Raw genomic sequence first — 17,344 nt, forward strand, 5'->3', positions numbered from 1 at the left:
CTATCTAAATTATATACTCACATTGCCTCTGGCCAATCCACTTGCTCCCTCACTCGGGAAACGACGGCGATCACATGTATAACGTGTTCTATTTATTGCGCTCTGCCTTTAAAACCTTAACAGCATAGGCACCCAGTTGAACGCTGCTATCTGCTATCACATCATTTTCAAGCAGATCCGAATAAGTTCGTCCATCCAGTGTAATCTTTTGCGGCTCATGCGTAAAATTCATTACAAAAATATAGTCATGAACTCCATCAGTACGAATCGCTGTATTCACCCCATGTGGCAACTGCACATCGAGTGCTTTACTGAGACCTGCATCATCAATTAAACTTTTGTAAAAATGACTATGGAATAGTCCAGTGTTGCGTGAAGCGATGTAATAAGCTTTTCCCTGTCCCAAACGGTTCACCGTCAAAGCCGGACGGCCTGCATAAAAGTCTGCTCCGTACTCAGCCAGTACCTCTGCACCCTCCGTATGAATGAGATCACACAATTCTACAGCTTCATATTCCCCTTGTAGATCCAGCTCATTGCCTTCAACCGGTATAATGTAATTACGATCATGATCATGCAATCCATCAATCTCTTCCGACCAGATCCCCAGCGTCTTACGAAGCGGTCCTGGAAAGCCTCCAAGAAAGCATAAATCATGTTCATCCACGATGCCGGACCAATAGGTTGCTACGAATATGCCCCCGTTTTCAACAAACTTCTGTATGCGCTCTCCTACACCGCTGCGAACCATATACAACATTGGAGCTACCAAAAGCTTATATTTGGAGAAATCTGCATCCATATGAATGACATCTACTGGCACTCCCTGCTCCCACAATGCCAAATAATGTGCTTCAGCTGTCTCCTCATATTTCACGCCTTTGTTCCGCGGTCCCTGTGAATCGTTGATTCCCCAACGGTTCTCCCAGTCAAAAATGACTGCGGCCTCAGCCGGTACGGATGTACCGATAACCTCTTCCAGTTTTTCCAGTGCATGACCGACATCTGTCACATCCCCGAATACCCGAGTATGCTCGTGTCCGACATGATCGACGACTGCACCATGCAGCTTTTCACTTGAACCGCGGCTTTTCCGCCACTGAAAATATTGAACGGTGTCTGAACCGTGCGCCACAGCCTGTAAAGACGATAGCAGATGCATACCTGGTCGCTTCAGCTTGCTAACGTCTTGCCAGTTCGTTAAGCTTGGCGTACTTTCCATGAGCATCCAGGGTTTCCCACCTTTAATGGAGCGAATAATATCGTGCATCATAGCCACTCTCGCAGCCTGACGGCTGTCATCCCCTTCACGGTCATGCCACGTCGGATAACTGTCCCAGGATATAACATCGAGCAGATCAGCAAACTTCCAGTAATTCAATCCTTCAAAAAACTCCATTAAATTGGTTGTGACTGGAATGTCCGGATTCGTAGCCTTGAGCGGCACAATCTCATGTTTGATAAAATCTGCGGTCTGTTCGGTTACAAATCGTCTCCAGTCCAAATTCATGGCATGAACCTGCGTTTCACCATGAGGTGCCGGAGATTCAACTTGGCTCCAGTCCGTAACTGTATGACTCCAAAATGTCGTCCACCATGCATGATTAAGATTATCTAACGTACCATATTTATCCTGCACCCAAGCGCGAAATGCCTCCTGACAATGATCACAGTGGCAGTCTCCACCAAATTCATTGGAAATGTGCCAGCCAATAACAGCAGGATGATTAGCATAACGCTCAGCCAGCTTCGTATTCATGATACGTACTTTTTCCCGGTAGACAGGCGACGTATAACAGTGGTTGTGTCTAAACCCATGTAAGTTACGGACACGGTTAGCCCCCACTCGCAGCACCTCGGGATATTTTTGCGACATCCAGGCTGGTCTTGCTCCGCTAGGAGTAGCCAAAAACGCATAAATTCCGTTTTCAGCAAACGAATCCAGAATACGATCCAGCCATTCAAACGTAAATACGCCCTCCTCAGGCTCTAATGAAACCCATGAGAAAATGCCGACAGACATCACGTTACATTTGGCTAGTTTCATCAAGCGGATATCCTCCGCTAATACCTCGGGATATTGCTGCCATTGCTCCGGGTTATAGTCCGCTCCATGCAGCATACGTGGAACTCGCTCACTAATGGGTGGGTACTTGGTTATGTTTGAATAGGTCATTACAAATCATCTCCTTGTATTAGTTCTATTACTCTTTGACGGAACCTAGTGTCATACCTTTAACAAAATACTTTTGTAAAAAAGGATATACAACAAGAATAGGCGCTGCACCAATGAAAATTTGTGCTGCATTGACCGTCGTTTGTGACAGTAATTCCATCTCTTTGGGACTCATGCTCATGGAACTCATGTCCTTCTGTATAATTACAGTTTGCAGGAACGTCGCCAGCGGATAATCCTTTGCATTGCTCAAATAGAGCAGACCGTCAAACCATGAGTTCCAATGAAATACCATACTGAACAGCGCAATCGTTGCAATGGAAGGCATGGATATTGGTAAGAAAATACTAAACAATGTCCGAAAATGCCCTGCTCCGTCGATCAATGCGGCCTCTTCCATCTCTTTGGGAATTCCTCTAAAAAAGTTCAGCATAAGAATGACCAGAAATGTATTGACCGCTCCTGGCAAAACAAGTACCCAGAAGCTGTCCATAAGATGGATCTTTTGAATAACCATATAGAATGGAACCAGACCACCGTTAAAAATCATACTAAATACAAACAGCCATGAATAAATGTTGCGACTGCGGAACACCGTTGTTTCCTTCGAAAGCGGATAAGCAGCTAAAAAGGTAATAAGTAGCGTCAAGCCGGTTCCCAATACAGTCCGACAGACAGAAATCCAGATGGAGTGGAGAAAAATCGGGTTATTCATCGTCTTCTTATAGGCTTCTAATGAAAACTGCACTGGCCACAGTCCAACCAGATTGGCATCTGCTGCTGATTTAGCACTAAATGATACTGCCAACACATGAATCAATGGAACGATACACATGATAGACAAAATCACTAGTAAGCAAATATTGAACACATTGAAAATGCGGTATGGCGTTGTTTTATGATACATGACTCTCCCTCTTTCAGCCTCGTGGAATCAGAATATGCGGTAACCTGCCCATTTGTAAGCAAGCCGATAAGATATCAGAATGAGAATCATACTGATAACGGATTTGAACAACCCAATGGCGGTAGCAAAGCCCATCTCCCCATTGATCAATGCTGTCCGATAGACGAATGTGTCAATAATATCGCCTTTTTGGTATACCAACGGATTATAAAGGTTGAAAATCTGGTCAAAACCGGCATTCAGAACATTACCAAGGGCGAGCGTCCCAACAACGACCACCATCGGAATCAATGAAGGTACAGTAATGTGCAGTGTCTGTCTCCATCGGCTCGCTCCATCCATTTCAGAAGCCTCATACAACGAAGGATTGATACCCGCCAGTGCAGCGAGGAATACGATGGTATTGTAGCCAAACTCTTTCCATATGTCAGATACAATGACGGTAAAACGAAACCAGTTGTTATCTCCCAGAAAGAAGATAGGCTGGATTCCTATACTTCCAAGAATCCGGTTCATAAATCCATCAGTAGCCAACAGATCAATCAGAATTCCGCCCAAGATAACCCATGACAGAAAATGTGGCAGATACACCAATGTCTGAATGGAGCGCTGAAGTCCGACCTTGCGAATTTCATTCAGCAGTATAGCAAAAACAAACGGAACCAACAGATTGAAAAACATCTTTAACACAGCAATAATCAGCGTGTTCCATACGACCTGAAGACTGTCCTCCCGTTGAAACAAAAAGCGGAAATTATCAAGTCCAACCCATTCGGAACCAGTTATGCCTAGCCAAGGCTTGTAATTTTGAAAGGCCATCACGATGCCGCCCATCGGAATGTAGCTGAATACAATTAGGAAAATGATGGATGGCAGCAGCATGATATGAAATGGCCACGTACGTTGCAGACTTCTCATTGCAGTTCCTCCTGTAACTCTCATGGTATACCTTAATTATAAAAGCGTTTTCGCAGTCCCAACAGTTCAAAAAACCAACATACATGGCACAAAAGCAATCATTTTAATTAATCCGTGTGAAGCTTAAGTAAAAAGGCTGTCCACCTTGGGACAGCCCTCCTAATTTGTTTCACAACATCGACAACTTTTACTTTTCTACGCTCTTATACCATTCGTTTACTTCATTTGTAATTTGTTCGCCACCAGCGGCTTTCCACGTCTGTACAAAGGTATCAAAAGCAGAAATCGGCTGTTTGCCATAAATAATTTCATTGAAGGTCTGGCTTTCAATCTTATCCAGGTAATCTTTTTTAGCCTTCATGGTTGGCGTAGTTGGTCCTGTGAACTGATCTTTCATAGAGATATCCTTTTGTTCCATAAGCACTTTGGCCGCTGCGGGAGTGTCTTTCCCGTAATTCACCATTACATCTTTCTCCAGTCTGGTTTTCGGTTCTGCACCGTCAGCCAAGCTTAACAAAGCCTTCATTTGGGCATCAGGGATACGTGCACCATCACGAACCAGCAAATAACGAATAGAGTTTACATAACCGCCTGGTATTTTATCAATAGACATCAGCTTTCCATTGGCATCTAAATCATAATCGTAGCCCTTAAACAGCCCATTCGACAAGTCACCGTCCGGTTTGGCATTTGCATAATGGTCAAACAAGTAATTTTGATACGTGAAGAAAGCTTCAGGATGCTGCATTTGTTTGTTGATGAGTACGACACCATTGGTGTACTGCGTTCCATGGCGCATAGCTTTGTTGTCAGGTCCCGCTGGAATCTTGATCGGCTTCCATACAGCACTCGGCGCATTTTTAACCGTATCCTGGAGCGGCCAACCGCTCATCCAATATGGTCCTGGAATCATCCCGGCTGTCCCTGCAACTGTAGGTTCTGCCGTTTTATTTTCATCCCACAATGCTGCTTCCTGAGGAATATATCCTTTTTTGAGCCACTCGCTCAGCTTTTGCAGACCCGGCTTCATGCCAGGCTGAACAGAGCCATATTCCAAGCTACCGTTTGCACCTTTGTTCCACTGTTGGGGTAGTGTGCCATAAGCTCCGAAAATCCAGGATGGGTCACCCATCCATGTGTTCATGGATGTTTTGAAACCGATGCTGAGCGGGGTCACTTTGTCCGGAGCCAGTCCGTCTGGATTTTTGTTTTTAAAGGCATCCATCACTTTTTCCAGATCATCTATCGTCTCCGGAGCCTTCATCCCCAGCTTATCCAACCAATCTTGTCGTACCCACAATACATAATCATGGTTATAAGCGAAATCAAGCACAGGGATACCCATTTTTTTACCATCTCGGCTATACTGATTCCATACGTTCGTATCCTGACTCATGGCCTGCTTCCAAGAATTCGAAGCATATTTATCGAACAACGGGCCCACTTCAGCGAACATACCGGAATCGATCATATCCTGGGCCAGCTGCTCATTCTCTGTCCCCAGTACAACGACATCAGGCATCTCCTGACCGGAGGACATCGCCAACCGCAGCTTGGTCGCAAAAGCACCATTTGTATCCGTGACAGACCAGAGTGATTTTACATTAATACCAAATTTCTCTTTGGCCCATTTTGTCGCAACGTTATTTTCGATAGATTCGCCATTTTTAAATTTTAAGGCGGGATCTACACCCCATACCGTGGATATTGTAACTTCTGGGTTGTATTTTTCTTTGTATACGTTTTCAGTTTTAGCTGTGCTGTCCGCATTCCCATCATTTCCTGCACCTGAGCAGCCCACAAGGCCAACCCCTAATACCATAGTTGCGGCGAGCAACGACAATAGCTTTTTTTTCGAATGAACTCGCATCTTGTTCCCCCTCTAAAAATCATTTTCTACTCTTTTATTATAAGAGGGCTTTTCTTAGCAGCCTATGTCACAAAATAAATATTTCTGCACCTTTCTCAACTGATCTTTACTCATTTGTCTTTACTGGTCCCGAAATTCATGCGGAGTCATTCCATAATGCTTTTTGAACATCTTGCTGAAATATTGGGGATTCTGATAGCCGAGTTCAGTGGTTATTTCATATATTTTTTTGTTGGAATATTTGAGCAAATAAAGAGCCCGTTCCATTCTCATTCGGATAATATAATCTCCCAGACCTTCTCCAGTTTCAGCTTTATAGATTTTAGACAAATAGACGGGATGAAGATAAACTTGGTCGGCAATCGTCTTAACAGACAGCTCCTGCCCTTTATCCTGGGCGATCAGCTCCTGGACCTGCTTGACCACATAGCTTTTGGCGCTTTGCTCGCTTGCAGACCACTCGGCTTTAAGCTTGTTCATCATGGAAAATATCCACTCTTTGAGGTGTGGGAACGAATGAACCAATTTCTGCGCATGTAACGGATCAAAGCCTACTTGGTCCATCTGTGTAATGAAACGTCCTTGTTTGTGAGCTGTATACATAAAGGCGCTCGTTACCGAAATAAACAGTTCATATAAATGCTCGCGTGTATATCCCGCCTCTTCCATTTTGCCAAATACACGGCTTACTTTTGCTTCGGCCTCTTCCCATTGCCTGGACTCTAGCAGATGAGTAAGCGTAGGGTGCGTATAAAGCCCCTCCAGCGACTTCACTGAGTTGTGTGACTGTTCTGTCTGCTCTTCTATGAATAGGAGTGGATTCGTCTCCTCCTGTTGGTTCCAATATAAGGATCTGATCGCTGTCTGATATAGCTTAGGCAGCTCATCCGGGAAATGAAACCAATTGGTTAATGTGACGTAAATTTCCCCTTTCAAGTAATTGCTCACATTTTTTCGAAAGGTTTCAATCGCTGCACGCAAAAAATGATTCTGCTCATCCAGAGTCCGTTTAGGAAACAAATCCCAATTCCCTTCTATTAATACGATTAGGCAATCATGTGGCGCTTTGCAATGCCAAACATGAAAATCAGGAGCGAACACTTCTTCTGCAATATTCCCAATCGCATACTCAATTAAGGACACTGAGTGATAATCCATGTCAGAAAATTGCTTGCCCAGCTGAATAAGCAGCATACTGGCAGGATGTTCTGTGCGTAGCTTGATTTCATACTCGGACATTTTGTCCTTTATTTTTTGTAAAGTTAAATCACGCCCGAGTAACAAATCGTGCATCAAATGAGTGCGCAGCACACCGTAATCGTTCCTGCGACTGTATTGTAATTGATGAACCTTGTCGAATGCTTCCCATTCTTCCTTTAGCGAATCCATGGCAGCTGACACACATTTGATAAACTCTTCATCATCCACCGGCTTTAAAATGTAATCAAAAGCCTTAAGCTGGAGCGCTTTTTTAGCGTATTCAAAATCAGCATAGCCTGTCAGTAATAAACTACGGATATGCGGCCAACGCTCGTTTACTTCAACAATCAACTCCAATCCCGTCATGCCGGGCATACGAATATCCGTAACCAGAATATCAATGTCGTATGCTTCCAGCACATCTATTGCTGCCAAGGCAGAAGCTGCTTGATGAACCTTCTCGATTCCCAACATCTCCCACGGTATAGTAGCCGCCAGGCTTTCAGTAACATAGCTTTCATCATCCACTAGTAATATCTGAACCATCAGTATCCTCCAATTTACTATTTCTTGAATTTGACGAAGAATGGATCAAACCGTCTTCCTGCCCTTCTTCAATTGACAGTGGCCATTTTAAAATCACTCTCAATCCTCCCAACGGAGACAACGAGAATTCCAAGCCCGCGTTTTCACCAAAATGTAACCGCATTCGTTGGTGCACATTCCATAAACCATAACCACTTTTTTCTTCTACAGGTTTCTCTAGTGCTAATGTAAGGGACGTTATACCTTCATCACTCAAACCGAGCCCGTTATCATCTACAATCAAGTACATGGATGAGCCGACACACTCAGTCATAATACGGATGATCCCCTCCTCCGCCTGAGGTTCTATTCCGTGCAACACCGCATTTTCCACCAGGGGTTGCAACACAAGCGGTGGAACCAGCAGAGGATTGGCCTGTGAAGAAATATCAATAGTGAACGTTAACCGTGGCATACGCATCTGCTGAATTTTCAAATAATATTGCACAAACTCGACTTCATCTGATAAAGGAACCAAATCTCTTTCCTGTCTTGTCGTATAGCGATAATATTTGGATAAATTATGAGCCATGGCCACGACTGCCTCATGATTGCGCAACTTTGCCATACTCGTAATAAAGGAAAAACAATTATAAAAAAAATGGGGATTGATTTGAGACTGGAGCTGCTTTAGACGCGCTTCCTTCACATGCAGCTTCTCAACGTAAACTTTCTCAAACAGCTCCTGAATCTGTTCGACCATCAGGTTGAATTGACGTGACAGAAATGCAAACTCGTGACTCCCCTTAGGACTCAAACGAACAGCGTAGTCTCCATCCTTTAATCTCCGAAATGCCCGCACAAGCTGGAGAATCGGGACTTGTACCTGTGAGTGAAGGAGATAAGCACCAATGATGCCTACCAGTAGTGAGCCAACAACGGTTATATAAAATAGTCGGTTAGATGAGTAAATCGGAGACATCATATCGGACAAAGGCATGTAGTCAATCAAATACCAGCCTGTCGTTTGCGAAAGAACGGCGTGAACAAGGTAACTCTCTTCTCCAATTTTCACGGTCAAATTATCAACTTCATGTAATCCCAATTTCTCCAGTTTCGCAATCAGCTGGCTTGACAATTCTGCATTTGCAGAGCGATTATAAATCACTCCTACGCCTTTTTTATAATAAAAAGGCTCCTTTCGTCCATCGCCTTTAAAGCGGTCAAGCATGTCCTGAATATTGCTGCTATCGAATTCCACTTTAATAATCGTGTTAGCGGTTTCCGGATTAGCTAGAGAGGAAAACGGGGATAAGGTATACAATGAAAATATAAATTGATCCTTACCGTACACTCTTTTCTTAGATACCTGCCAGCCGTTTGTAATCGATTGATTTAATACCTTCTGATCATAATAACTGGCTCCATTTTCCGATACAACTCGTCCAAGTGAAGGGGAATATATACTCAGCCCTGTTCTCCAGTTAGAAGAGCTTTCCTGAAGCCCAAGCTTGGTTTGAATCCGCTTGACCAGGTTAATTCCATCCAGATTGAGAGTCTTGTCCTTTAAAAAAATCGCTTGGAAACTGGCAACATCAGGATCATGAATCAGCAGGTGCGGCCAGGAAGAAATCATTTCAATATTCGTATTCACCTGGTTTTGAAAAAAAGTTAGCTGATTATAATTGGATTGATTCAGTTCCTCACGTAATACACCTGTCGTTGTCTGATTAGAGTAGACATACAGAAGCAGCACAGGTATCAGCAATACGATAACGATGGACACGATTTTAGTATAAAAATTAAATTTAAACATGAGTTTCACACATCCTCTGCACAAAAAACAGGCATACTTAAAAGGTATGCCAGAGCCCTGACCTTCGTTGCCGCCACTACATACTATACATTATTAAGGGTTGGCGGTGATAATATGTTTGACGCTAAGCAAATGGAATGGTTAGACCAACTATCTGCTGAAGACCTGGCCATTTTAGCTGCCGGCTTCAATACACTAGGTGATTTTTTTGATTTTCTGGCGCTGATTAAAGCCAAACAGGAAACATCTAAGGAGCTAAAAGGTAAAAACACGAAATCAAAAACTATTTAATAACGAATTTTACACGAGTTCCATCCTCATACTGATCTAACTGGTGACTGACCCATGATCCTGCCCCACGGTTATCCTTAGGAGCTATGTATTTGACATTTGCACCCTTTCCCCCTTCTGAGCACATAGCCATCGGCCATTCATCACGATCAAACCCTTTACGAGTAGGAACACCCGCAAGCGAATGCTTACGATTTTGCTCGGCTCCTTCCCGGTCAATTGTGCATACTGGTGATTTTCCCGCTTGAATGGCTTCCTTAATATGCTGCGCCGTTTCAGGATAACGACCTGACGGAAATTGCAGCGTTACCTGAGCTGATGAAGGCGGGTTTTCTCCTGTTATTTTTGTAAAAAGATTGTCTCCTTCAACCCAGTACGCGCCCACAGCTAGCAGCACTAAGGCTATAAAACTTAGTAACTTTCTCTTCAATTTCCCTCTTCCTTTCAAGCTATTCCAGTAAATGACCTTCAGCTAAGGCAATCCCCAGATTTTATTTTTTGTAACCCCTTACCGACTATAAAAAAAGATTAAATATCCGACGACAAATAGTATAGAGAGGAGGTTGTACGAATGAACGATGAGATCCAACTGGCCGTGAGCCAAATGCAAGCTGTTGTAATCCGGTTACTGAATGGAAATACCGTAATTGGCTGGCCTAAGCTCCTATCTGACCAAGAAACTCAGCAATTCAAGCTCTACGATGACGAACACGTATATACGATTTCCGTTAATGACGTGGATACAGTCGCAAGAGTTATTGTATAAGATACAGGAAGGCACTTAATGAGTCATCCAGCGGACAAGCCCAAACAAGGCGCACCACAGGAGAAGACTGATCAGAATTCCCCAAAATAAACCTTTAAAAAGCTTCATACCATACTGACAACCTTTCCGACTGGGCTTTTTCCCCATTATAACATGTCAGAAAGACAGCTGTCGCAGCTCGCTCTTACATTGTCTTTGTATCATATATTTCAAATTTTTAAATCATGATACCAAGGGAAAAGCGCAAAATTCCGAAATTATGCCTGATCACCAATGAAAATGCAATCATGACATAATAAAAGTCACAATTTAATCGAAATTTAATGAAACTTTTCCGAAAATCATGTATAATTATTGACATAACAAAACGCACGAGGTGATCATCATGGCATTATTAAACAGAGTTAAGGAATTAAAATTACAACTGCCTAACGAGCATCATAGCATTTCACAATACGTGGAGCATGCACTGCATTCGATCGACAGTTTTGTAGAACAACATCGTCAATTTGTAGCCGCTCAAGCTTTATATGGTGAAAAAATCAATGGTACGGAAGAAAGATTATTTCGCGACACAATTGCTGAGATTAAAGCCCAACTGGTAGCTACGCTGGAGAAAACAGTTGAAGATTTCGCACATAAAGGCGATAAGCACTGGAAAAATCATTATCAGGATGGCGTAGAATAAGCTAAAAATAAACCCCCGGTCTTTGGACCGGGGGTTTATTTGACATACGCGAGGTGTGGTAATGTGCGTTGACTATTTTAAAACTTTGGCAGATGTCGTTACCTTCTTACCACCATAGACTACTTTAATACTGGAGCTTCCGCTATCCAATGCCTTCACCTGACCAGCTGTAACCTGTACGATCGACGGTTTGGAGGATGTCCATACCGCTGAATTGGTCACATTTGCAGTCGCGCCTGAATCATAAACGGCACTCACGCTAAGCACTTGAGACGAGCCTTTAGGCAGCTTCAGGTTTTTATTGCTCAATACCAGCTTAAGCAACTTAGGTGTAACCTTAATCTCCACGTTAAACGACTTATCCTGGTACGTACCCGTAATGGTTGCTGTTCCAATTCCAACAGCTTTAATGGAAGACCCTTTTACGACCACTACAGAAGCATTTGATGTTGTCCATTTCACTTTACTGCTCAGGGTAACTTTTTTACCATCTGTATAATTGCCGACGACTTTGATGGACTTACTTCCCTTCAAATTCATCTCAGCATTCGAAAAGCTTGGTGTCAATGTAGAAATGGCTCCCTCTACAATGACAGGCACTTTCACGTATTTATTCATATACATTGCCTTGATTCCCGAGTTGCCACCACTCACCGCTTTTACTTTTCCATTTCCTACTGTAACTGCGGCTGTTGTAGCTACCCAGCTTACCTGGTTGGTAACATCCAGTACTCCACCACCAGCCATGTGTGCTTTTACGGTCGGAATACTTGTTTCTTGGCCTGCAACCAATACATACTTTTTCTCAGAAGCCGTCAGCTTGAGAACTTTATATTGTACGGTCACTGGAATATCCAGCTTGAGCGCACCTACTGTCGCTGTCAATGTTGCACTACCTGGGTTTACTGCAACCAGCTTACCATTTGCAATCTTGACTGCACTCTCACTGCTTAAGCTCCATTTTACATCGGATTGAACTGCTTTTTTGGCTCCATTGACCAAATAAGCAGATATACTCGGAAGAGAAGTTTTGCTTCCAGTTTCGAGAGTCAGACTGGCTTTGCTTGAGACCAGTTTTTCAACAGTTGGAAGTACATTAATCTTCAGAGTCTTACTCAAACCATGATAGGAGGCTGTAATCGTCGAATTCCCTACATCCATCGGTGTGATTTTACCTTGCTCCACCGTAGCAACCAATGAATTAGAGGAAGTCCATTCTGCCGTGTTGGTCACATCTGTTTTACCGCCAGTCAGATTCACATCGGTTGCAGTAACCTGAAACGGGGAGCTACCCAGATAGACCGATTTGGAGCCAGATGCACTCAGTACCAATGCCTGGGATGAAGAACGCACATACACGATCAATTGTGCATTAAGTCCATCTTTGGTGGCTTTAATGTAAGTCACGCCTTTGGCAAGAGGACGTACAAGTCCATTTTCTACGGTAGCAACAGCTTCATTCGTAGATGTCCATTCCACGCCAGACACATTTTCCGTGCCGCCTCCGCTAAGCACACCTTGAGCAGTCAGTTGCTTCGATTCTCCGCCAATGGTCAGATTGAGAGGACCCGTCGGATTGAATTGCAGCTTGCTGTAAGGCGATTTTACCGTAATCGTCGTACTTACTGTTTTCTGATCATATGTGGCAACAATCTTAATCTGCCCTTTGGACACTGGAGTAATGAGTCCCTTTTCTACCTTTAAAATACTTGAATCTCCGGAGATCCATTCAGCTCTTTCGGTTACATCCGTTTTACCAGTCTGCGTCACAGACCACACTTTTAATTGAGCGGGGCTTCCACCCAGATTAACTGTGGTCGGATTTTGACTGTCCCACTGTACTGTTGAGGTCGTTTTCTCCTCAGCCCGGATCAAACCTGCTGGCCATGCTGCGAATACAAACATCAGCAAAGCAAGTAAGAAGGTACTCCGTTTGCTCATACGTTTCATACGCTCCATTCGTTTCTCTCCCTTGGTTTCATTCTATAAAACAGGATATTATTAACAATCCCAATATCTTTTATCGGTAAGCAGCTAACTAAATTGAACCCTTCATCAAAAAAAGGTGAATTATTACAGTTAAAGTTCTCCACGCAGTGACCTCACTACAAATAAATGCTCTTCCTTGGATAAGGTTTGTCCATCCTCAAGAGTCACATGGTCTGCCGAGTGACTAACCAGCTTTACATTGTAAGCAATCAGTTGATCATCTCTCCAAATCGTCACCGCTGACTGAAAATGAATGGCATTATCAAACTGTAACGGAACGTTCATTACATAACCGAAAGTGTTCAGCCTAGCTGGATGGCGGCTTTTACGCTCACGTCCCGGAGGAAGCATGGTAATATGCGTAATATTTTCAAAAGGAATAGCCAGCATTTTCGGGCCCAAAATAACGCATTTTCGTATATCATCCCATTTTTCAAGTGTGCCGCGCACCTTCTGGGTATGACCGTTGTTGCCGTGATATAAAATGACCTGACGTCCCTTCCATTGACGCATGTCCTCACCTCCCGTGCTAGCGGTTAGGAATCTCCCACTGAATCGGTTCCATTCCATGCTCCTGCAAAAATGCATTGGTACGTGAAAAAGGCTTGCTGCCAAAAAAACCTCTGTGAGCCGCCAATGGACTCGGATGGACAGATTTCAGCACCAAATGCTTGCTGGTATTCACGAAGCTGGCCTTTTTCTGAGCATGACTCCCCCACAAAATGAACACTACCGGCTGTTCACGTTCATTAATCGCTTCAATGACAGCATCCGTGAAACGTTCCCAACCTATTCCCTGATGAGATTGCGGTTGTCCTTCACGCACGGTCAACACGTTGTTCAGCAGCAGCACACCTTGCTCAGCCCAAGGAACGAGGTATCCCTGATTCGGAATGGGAGTGCCGACATCATCGCGTAACTCCTTATATATATTTTGTAGAGACGGCGGTGTACGCACACCAGGTCTAACAGAAAAGCTCAAGCCGTGAGCTTGTCCCTCTCCATGATATGGGTCCTGTCCCAATATAACCGCTTTGGTCAGATGATATGGCGTTAATTTAAGTGCTGAAAACAAGTCTTCTTTTGGAGGATATACCTTATGTAACTTGTACTCTCGAGCTAACGTATACCTTAATTCATTAAAGTAAGGCTTTTCGACCTCTTCTCGTAGTACATCATCCCAGTCATTCCCAAACATACCGCTGTCTCCTCTCAATATGTAAATCTGTGAAAGCTGTAAACTTTTGTCCAAACAAATAAAGCTGACCCCTCATCCGGAGCCAGCTTATTTATTCGTTACTTGTGTTCTATGCCGAAGGACCAGAAAAGTATTCTTACGATAGTCAACTACCGCGGGGTCTAAATTCGATTTCCTTATTATAGCATTCACGGTATTGATGTCAAGTAACTGAAAGCTTAAATTCCTCAGAAGAAAAGCGCTTTGTTGCTGTATTGGTTACGACTTTGGATGAGCATTCAGGTATTCCAATGCATTGTATAACATAACAGCAGCCTCGGCACGTGTAATCGCACTTTTGGGATGAAAATTTCCCTTCCCATCCAGGACATTGACCTTGTACACTAGCGAGCGTTGAATGCTACCTTGGTAAGAAGGCTCCAGTTCGCTGTCATCCGCAATATTTGCAGGTGCGATTTTAATCATGGGAAGAGCGCCTGCTTTTTCCATGCCCTGAATCAACATGTGGGTGAACTCTTCCTTGGTCAGAGCTTTGGCAGGATTGGTACCTTTTGGAATGTCTACGCCATTATAATACGCGTTAATAAAAGCTTCAGCGTACCATGCGGTATCTTTAACCTGGGTAAACAATCCACTCGCCTGTGGCGCCTGGTTCAAATCAATGGCAGCCAAACTGAGCTGAAGTCCACCCGAAATCAACTGAATACCTTGGGCAGCGGTCACTTTAGATGAGGGGAGAAACTGCATGTCTGAGACACCTTTAAGCAATCCCCGCTCTTTAAGGGAGATGATTTTTTCTTTGCCGTTTACATGGTCCAAATCCCTGAATTGACTATCTGCCGCAGACAAATGACCTCCAATCGAGAAGGACAGCAGAGCTACAGTCGTAAGGGCTGCGATTGCATTTTTTCTCATGCGCATGTTAAGTTCCACCTTGTAGTTGAATTAGGCCGCTTGGCCATTAACAACTTCTTGACGTGGTTCAAGCTAGAAAGGTTGCAGCAGACGCTACTAACCTAAAGTGAACGATCTAAGCTAAATAAAAAAACTCTCCTCTGCTTCTAGCAGGGAGAGTTTTTAGCTCACTCCATCGGATTTAATTGCGTGCTGGATTCAGCCTTGCTTGCAGTACCTTGTTAAATCCGTTTATTCTGTTTGTGGCTGAGCATTTGCCAATTTGATATGAACATCTCTCAATTGTTTGTCAGTAACCTCCGAAGGAGCTCCCATTAATACGTCCTGTGCTTTACTATTCATCGGAAAAGCAATAACCTCTCGAATATTCGATTCATTTGCAAGGATCATCACAATCCTATCAATTCCAGGTGCTATACCTGCGTGAGGAGGTGGCCCAAATTGAAAAGCATTAAAGAGTGCAGGAAATCTACTCTTGATCTCTTCATATGTATAACCCGCGATCTCAAAGGCTTTTACCATAATCTCTGTATCGTGGTTACGGACAGCACCCGAGGACAGCTCAATCCCATTACATACAATATCATATTGGTACGCCAGGATATCCAGAGGATTCATATTCAGCAGCGCATCCATACCACCTTGCGGCATCGAAAACGGGTTATGACTGAACTCTATTTTATGGGTATCAGGATCCAATTCAAACATGGGGAAATCAACAATCCAGCAAAACTTAAACGTATCCTTTTCCAATAAATCCAGCCGTTTGCCTAATTGATTTCGGACAGCACCAGCTATTTTTTCGACATTTTTAAGCTCATCGGCAGCAAAAAACAGTGCATATCCCGGACCAGCTTGCGTTACATTCATTAATTCGTTTTTTACCTTCTCCGGAATAAATTTTGCAATTGAGCCGCTGAGAGACATATCATCATTGAACTTAATCCATGAAAGGCCCTTCGCTCCAGCCTCCATAGCAAAGTTCACTATATCATCGTAAAAGCTTCTTGGCTGCCCTCCACAACCAGGAGTTGCAATAACTCTTATCGTTTTATTTTTAAACACTTTAAAATCAGTCTCTCTAAAAAGCTCTGTAACATCATGGATAATTAATGGATTTCTTAAGTCAGGTTTATCGCTCCCATATTTGAGCATGGCTTCTTGATAGGGAATTCTACTAAAAGGCTTTGAAATTTTATAATTTGTAAACTCGGAAAAAACTTCATACAGCATATTTTCAACTACATTAAAAACATCTTCCTGTGTAGCAAAAGCCATTTCCAAATCCAGCTGATAAAACTCGCCAGGCGATCTGTCTGCCCTTGCATCTTCATCTCTAAAGCACGGTGCAATTTGAAAATATTTATCAAAGCCGGAGACCATTAATAGTTGTTTGAATTGTTGAGGTGCCTGAGGCAAGGCATAAAATTGACCTGGATGCACTCTACTAGGAACCAAATAGTCTCTGGCGCCCTCTGGAGATGAACTTGTCAGAATCGGTGTCTGAATCTCTAAAAAATCCAAATCAATCATCTTTTTTCGGATACTTTGAATTACTCTAGAGCGAAGTACAATATTATCATGCAGATTTTCATTGCGCAGATCCAGAAAACGATACTTTAATCTTAAATCTTCCCGAGCTTCATGTGCTGAAGATACTTCAAAAGGCAATGGATTCATGACCTTTCCTAACACTTCTATCTCCTTGGCAACGACCTCAATATATCCGGTTTTCATATGGGGGCTGATCGTACTTTCGAATCTGTGACATACAGCTCCTATGACAGAGATGGTTGATTCCCTGCTGATCTTGGATACAAAATCCTTTAATTCATTAGAATCAGAGACAACGATTTGCGTAACCCCATAATGGTCCCTAAGGTCAATAAAAACAATCCCGCCAAGGTTACGAATATTTTTAATCCAACCTGCAATTCTCACGATTTCCCCGACATGCGTTTGATCCAGTTCTCCACAGTTATGAGTTCTATACCTATGCACGAAAACACCCTCTTTCTTTTACCCTAGTATCTACATGGTTTTAATGATGTAACCCATGGTCTGATTGCAGAGATTGTCACTCTA

The 17,344-nt window shown here is 43.3% G+C and carries 15 protein-coding genes; 3 read left to right on the plus strand and 12 right to left on the minus strand.

All coding sequences use genetic code 11. The features are described 5' to 3' along the window. Nucleotides 1-88: 88 nt before the first annotated feature. The 6 genes from ACU1JV_RS03155 to ACU1JV_RS03180 form a co-directional block, all read right to left on the minus strand. A complete protein-coding gene (locus tag ACU1JV_RS03155) occupies nt 89-2,176 on the minus strand; it encodes a beta-galactosidase (protein ID WP_165079635.1) in 2,088 nt (695 codons plus the stop codon). Nucleotides 2,177-2,204: 28 nt separating this feature from the next. Continuing rightward, on the minus strand, nt 2,205-3,083 hold the full coding sequence (locus ACU1JV_RS03160; protein WP_013371914.1) for a carbohydrate ABC transporter permease: 879 nt from the start codon (nt 3,081-3,083) through the stop codon (nt 2,205-2,207). Nucleotides 3,084-3,110: 27 nt separating this feature from the next. Beyond that, a complete protein-coding gene (locus ACU1JV_RS03165; protein WP_165079634.1) occupies nt 3,111-4,001 on the minus strand; it encodes an ABC transporter permease in 891 nt (296 codons plus the stop codon). 187 nt (nt 4,002-4,188) lie between these two features. After that, nucleotides 4,189-5,871, minus strand: coding sequence for an extracellular solute-binding protein (locus ACU1JV_RS03170; RefSeq protein ID WP_165079633.1), 1,683 nt, complete (start codon nt 5,869-5,871; stop codon nt 4,189-4,191). Between the two features lie 120 nt (nt 5,872-5,991). Further along, a complete protein-coding gene (locus tag ACU1JV_RS03175; RefSeq protein ID WP_165079632.1) occupies nt 5,992-7,617 on the minus strand; it encodes a response regulator transcription factor in 1,626 nt (541 codons plus the stop codon). Beyond that, nucleotides 7,592-9,412: a sensor histidine kinase gene (locus ACU1JV_RS03180; RefSeq protein WP_058712101.1), complete on the minus strand. Its 1,821-nt coding sequence runs from the start codon at nt 9,410-9,412 to the stop codon at nt 7,592-7,594. Before ACU1JV_RS03180 ends, ACU1JV_RS03175 begins: the two co-directional genes overlap by 26 nt. Nucleotides 9,413-9,526: 114 nt before the next feature. Here ACU1JV_RS03180 and ACU1JV_RS03185 point away from each other — a divergent pair, with 114 nt between their 5' ends. Further along, nucleotides 9,527-9,703: a hypothetical protein gene (locus ACU1JV_RS03185; RefSeq protein ID WP_013371919.1), complete on the plus strand. Its 177-nt coding sequence runs from the start codon at nt 9,527-9,529 to the stop codon at nt 9,701-9,703. On the opposite strand, the gene ACU1JV_RS03190 is transcribed toward ACU1JV_RS03185, so the two are convergent. After that, on the minus strand, nt 9,696-10,133 hold the full coding sequence (locus tag ACU1JV_RS03190; protein ID WP_165079631.1) for a NucA/NucB deoxyribonuclease domain-containing protein: 438 nt from the start codon (nt 10,131-10,133) through the stop codon (nt 9,696-9,698). The two genes, ACU1JV_RS03185 and ACU1JV_RS03190, sit on opposite strands and share 8 nt — an antisense overlap. Nucleotides 10,134-10,274: 141 nt before the next feature. On the opposite strand from ACU1JV_RS03190, the gene ACU1JV_RS03195 reads away from it, so the two are divergent. Together ACU1JV_RS03195 and ACU1JV_RS03200 are read left to right on the plus strand one after the other, a co-directional pair. Further along, nucleotides 10,275-10,469, plus strand: a complete 195-nt coding sequence (locus ACU1JV_RS03195) for a hypothetical protein (protein WP_013371921.1) — start codon at nt 10,275-10,277, stop codon at nt 10,467-10,469. 385 nt (nt 10,470-10,854) lie between these two features. Continuing rightward, nucleotides 10,855-11,157 (plus strand): hypothetical protein, encoded by a 303-nt coding sequence (locus ACU1JV_RS03200; protein WP_013371923.1) that lies wholly within the window; start codon nt 10,855-10,857, stop codon nt 11,155-11,157. Between the two features lie 72 nt (nt 11,158-11,229). Here the strand turns inward: ACU1JV_RS03200 and ACU1JV_RS03205 are convergent, their stop codons facing one another. The 5 genes from ACU1JV_RS03205 to aspS all read right to left on the minus strand — a co-directional run bounded on the left by ACU1JV_RS03205 (nt 11,230) and on the right by aspS (nt 17,260). Next, nucleotides 11,230-13,116: an Ig-like domain-containing protein gene (locus ACU1JV_RS03205; RefSeq protein ID WP_129549586.1), complete on the minus strand. Its 1,887-nt coding sequence runs from the start codon at nt 13,114-13,116 to the stop codon at nt 11,230-11,232. 120 nt (nt 13,117-13,236) lie between these two features. Next, a complete protein-coding gene (locus tag ACU1JV_RS03210; RefSeq protein WP_013371925.1) occupies nt 13,237-13,659 on the minus strand; it encodes a hypothetical protein in 423 nt (140 codons plus the stop codon). 16 nt (nt 13,660-13,675) lie between these two features. Continuing rightward, on the minus strand, nt 13,676-14,344 hold the full coding sequence (locus ACU1JV_RS03215) for a uracil-DNA glycosylase (RefSeq protein ID WP_013371926.1): 669 nt from the start codon (nt 14,342-14,344) through the stop codon (nt 13,676-13,678). Nucleotides 14,345-14,602: 258 nt separating this feature from the next. Beyond that, nucleotides 14,603-15,265 (minus strand): S-layer homology domain-containing protein, encoded by a 663-nt coding sequence (locus ACU1JV_RS03220; RefSeq protein ID WP_040103373.1) that lies wholly within the window; start codon nt 15,263-15,265, stop codon nt 14,603-14,605. Nucleotides 15,266-15,490: 225 nt separating this feature from the next. Continuing rightward, complete coding sequence (aspS, locus tag ACU1JV_RS03225) at nt 15,491-17,260, minus strand: aspartate--tRNA ligase (RefSeq protein WP_413986625.1); 1,770 nt, start codon at nt 17,258-17,260, stop codon at nt 15,491-15,493. Nucleotides 17,261-17,344 lie beyond the last annotated feature (84 nt).

The sequence above is a fragment of the Paenibacillus sp. T2-29 genome, assembly GCF_052921365.1.

Coding starts and splice junctions, on each gene's coding strand:
- ACU1JV_RS03155 (WP_165079635.1), bottom strand. CDS start 2,176: ATGACCTATTCAAACATAACCAAGTACCCACCCATTAGTGAGCGAGTT.
- ACU1JV_RS03160 (WP_013371914.1), bottom strand. CDS start 3,083: ATGTATCATAAAACAACGCCATACCGCATTTTCAATGTGTTCAATATT.
- ACU1JV_RS03165 (WP_165079634.1), bottom strand. CDS start 4,001: ATGAGAAGTCTGCAACGTACGTGGCCATTTCATATCATGCTGCTGCCA.
- ACU1JV_RS03170 (WP_165079633.1), bottom strand. CDS start 5,871: ATGCGAGTTCATTCGAAAAAAAAGCTATTGTCGTTGCTCGCCGCAACT.
- ACU1JV_RS03175 (WP_165079632.1), bottom strand. CDS start 7,617: ATGGTTCAGATATTACTAGTGGATGATGAAAGCTATGTTACTGAAAGC.
- ACU1JV_RS03180 (WP_058712101.1), bottom strand. CDS start 9,412: ATGTTTAAATTTAATTTTTATACTAAAATCGTGTCCATCGTTATCGTA.
- ACU1JV_RS03185 (WP_013371919.1), top strand. CDS start 9,527: ATGTTTGACGCTAAGCAAATGGAATGGTTAGACCAACTATCTGCTGAA.
- ACU1JV_RS03195 (WP_013371921.1), top strand. CDS start 10,275: ATGAACGATGAGATCCAACTGGCCGTGAGCCAAATGCAAGCTGTTGTA.
- ACU1JV_RS03200 (WP_013371923.1), top strand. CDS start 10,855: ATGGCATTATTAAACAGAGTTAAGGAATTAAAATTACAACTGCCTAAC.
- ACU1JV_RS03205 (WP_129549586.1), bottom strand. CDS start 13,116: ATGGAGCGTATGAAACGTATGAGCAAACGGAGTACCTTCTTACTTGCT.
- ACU1JV_RS03210 (WP_013371925.1), bottom strand. CDS start 13,659: ATGCGTCAATGGAAGGGACGTCAGGTCATTTTATATCACGGCAACAAC.
- ACU1JV_RS03215 (WP_013371926.1), bottom strand. CDS start 14,344: ATGTTTGGGAATGACTGGGATGATGTACTACGAGAAGAGGTCGAAAAG.
- ACU1JV_RS03220 (WP_040103373.1), bottom strand. CDS start 15,265: ATGCGCATGAGAAAAAATGCAATCGCAGCCCTTACGACTGTAGCTCTG.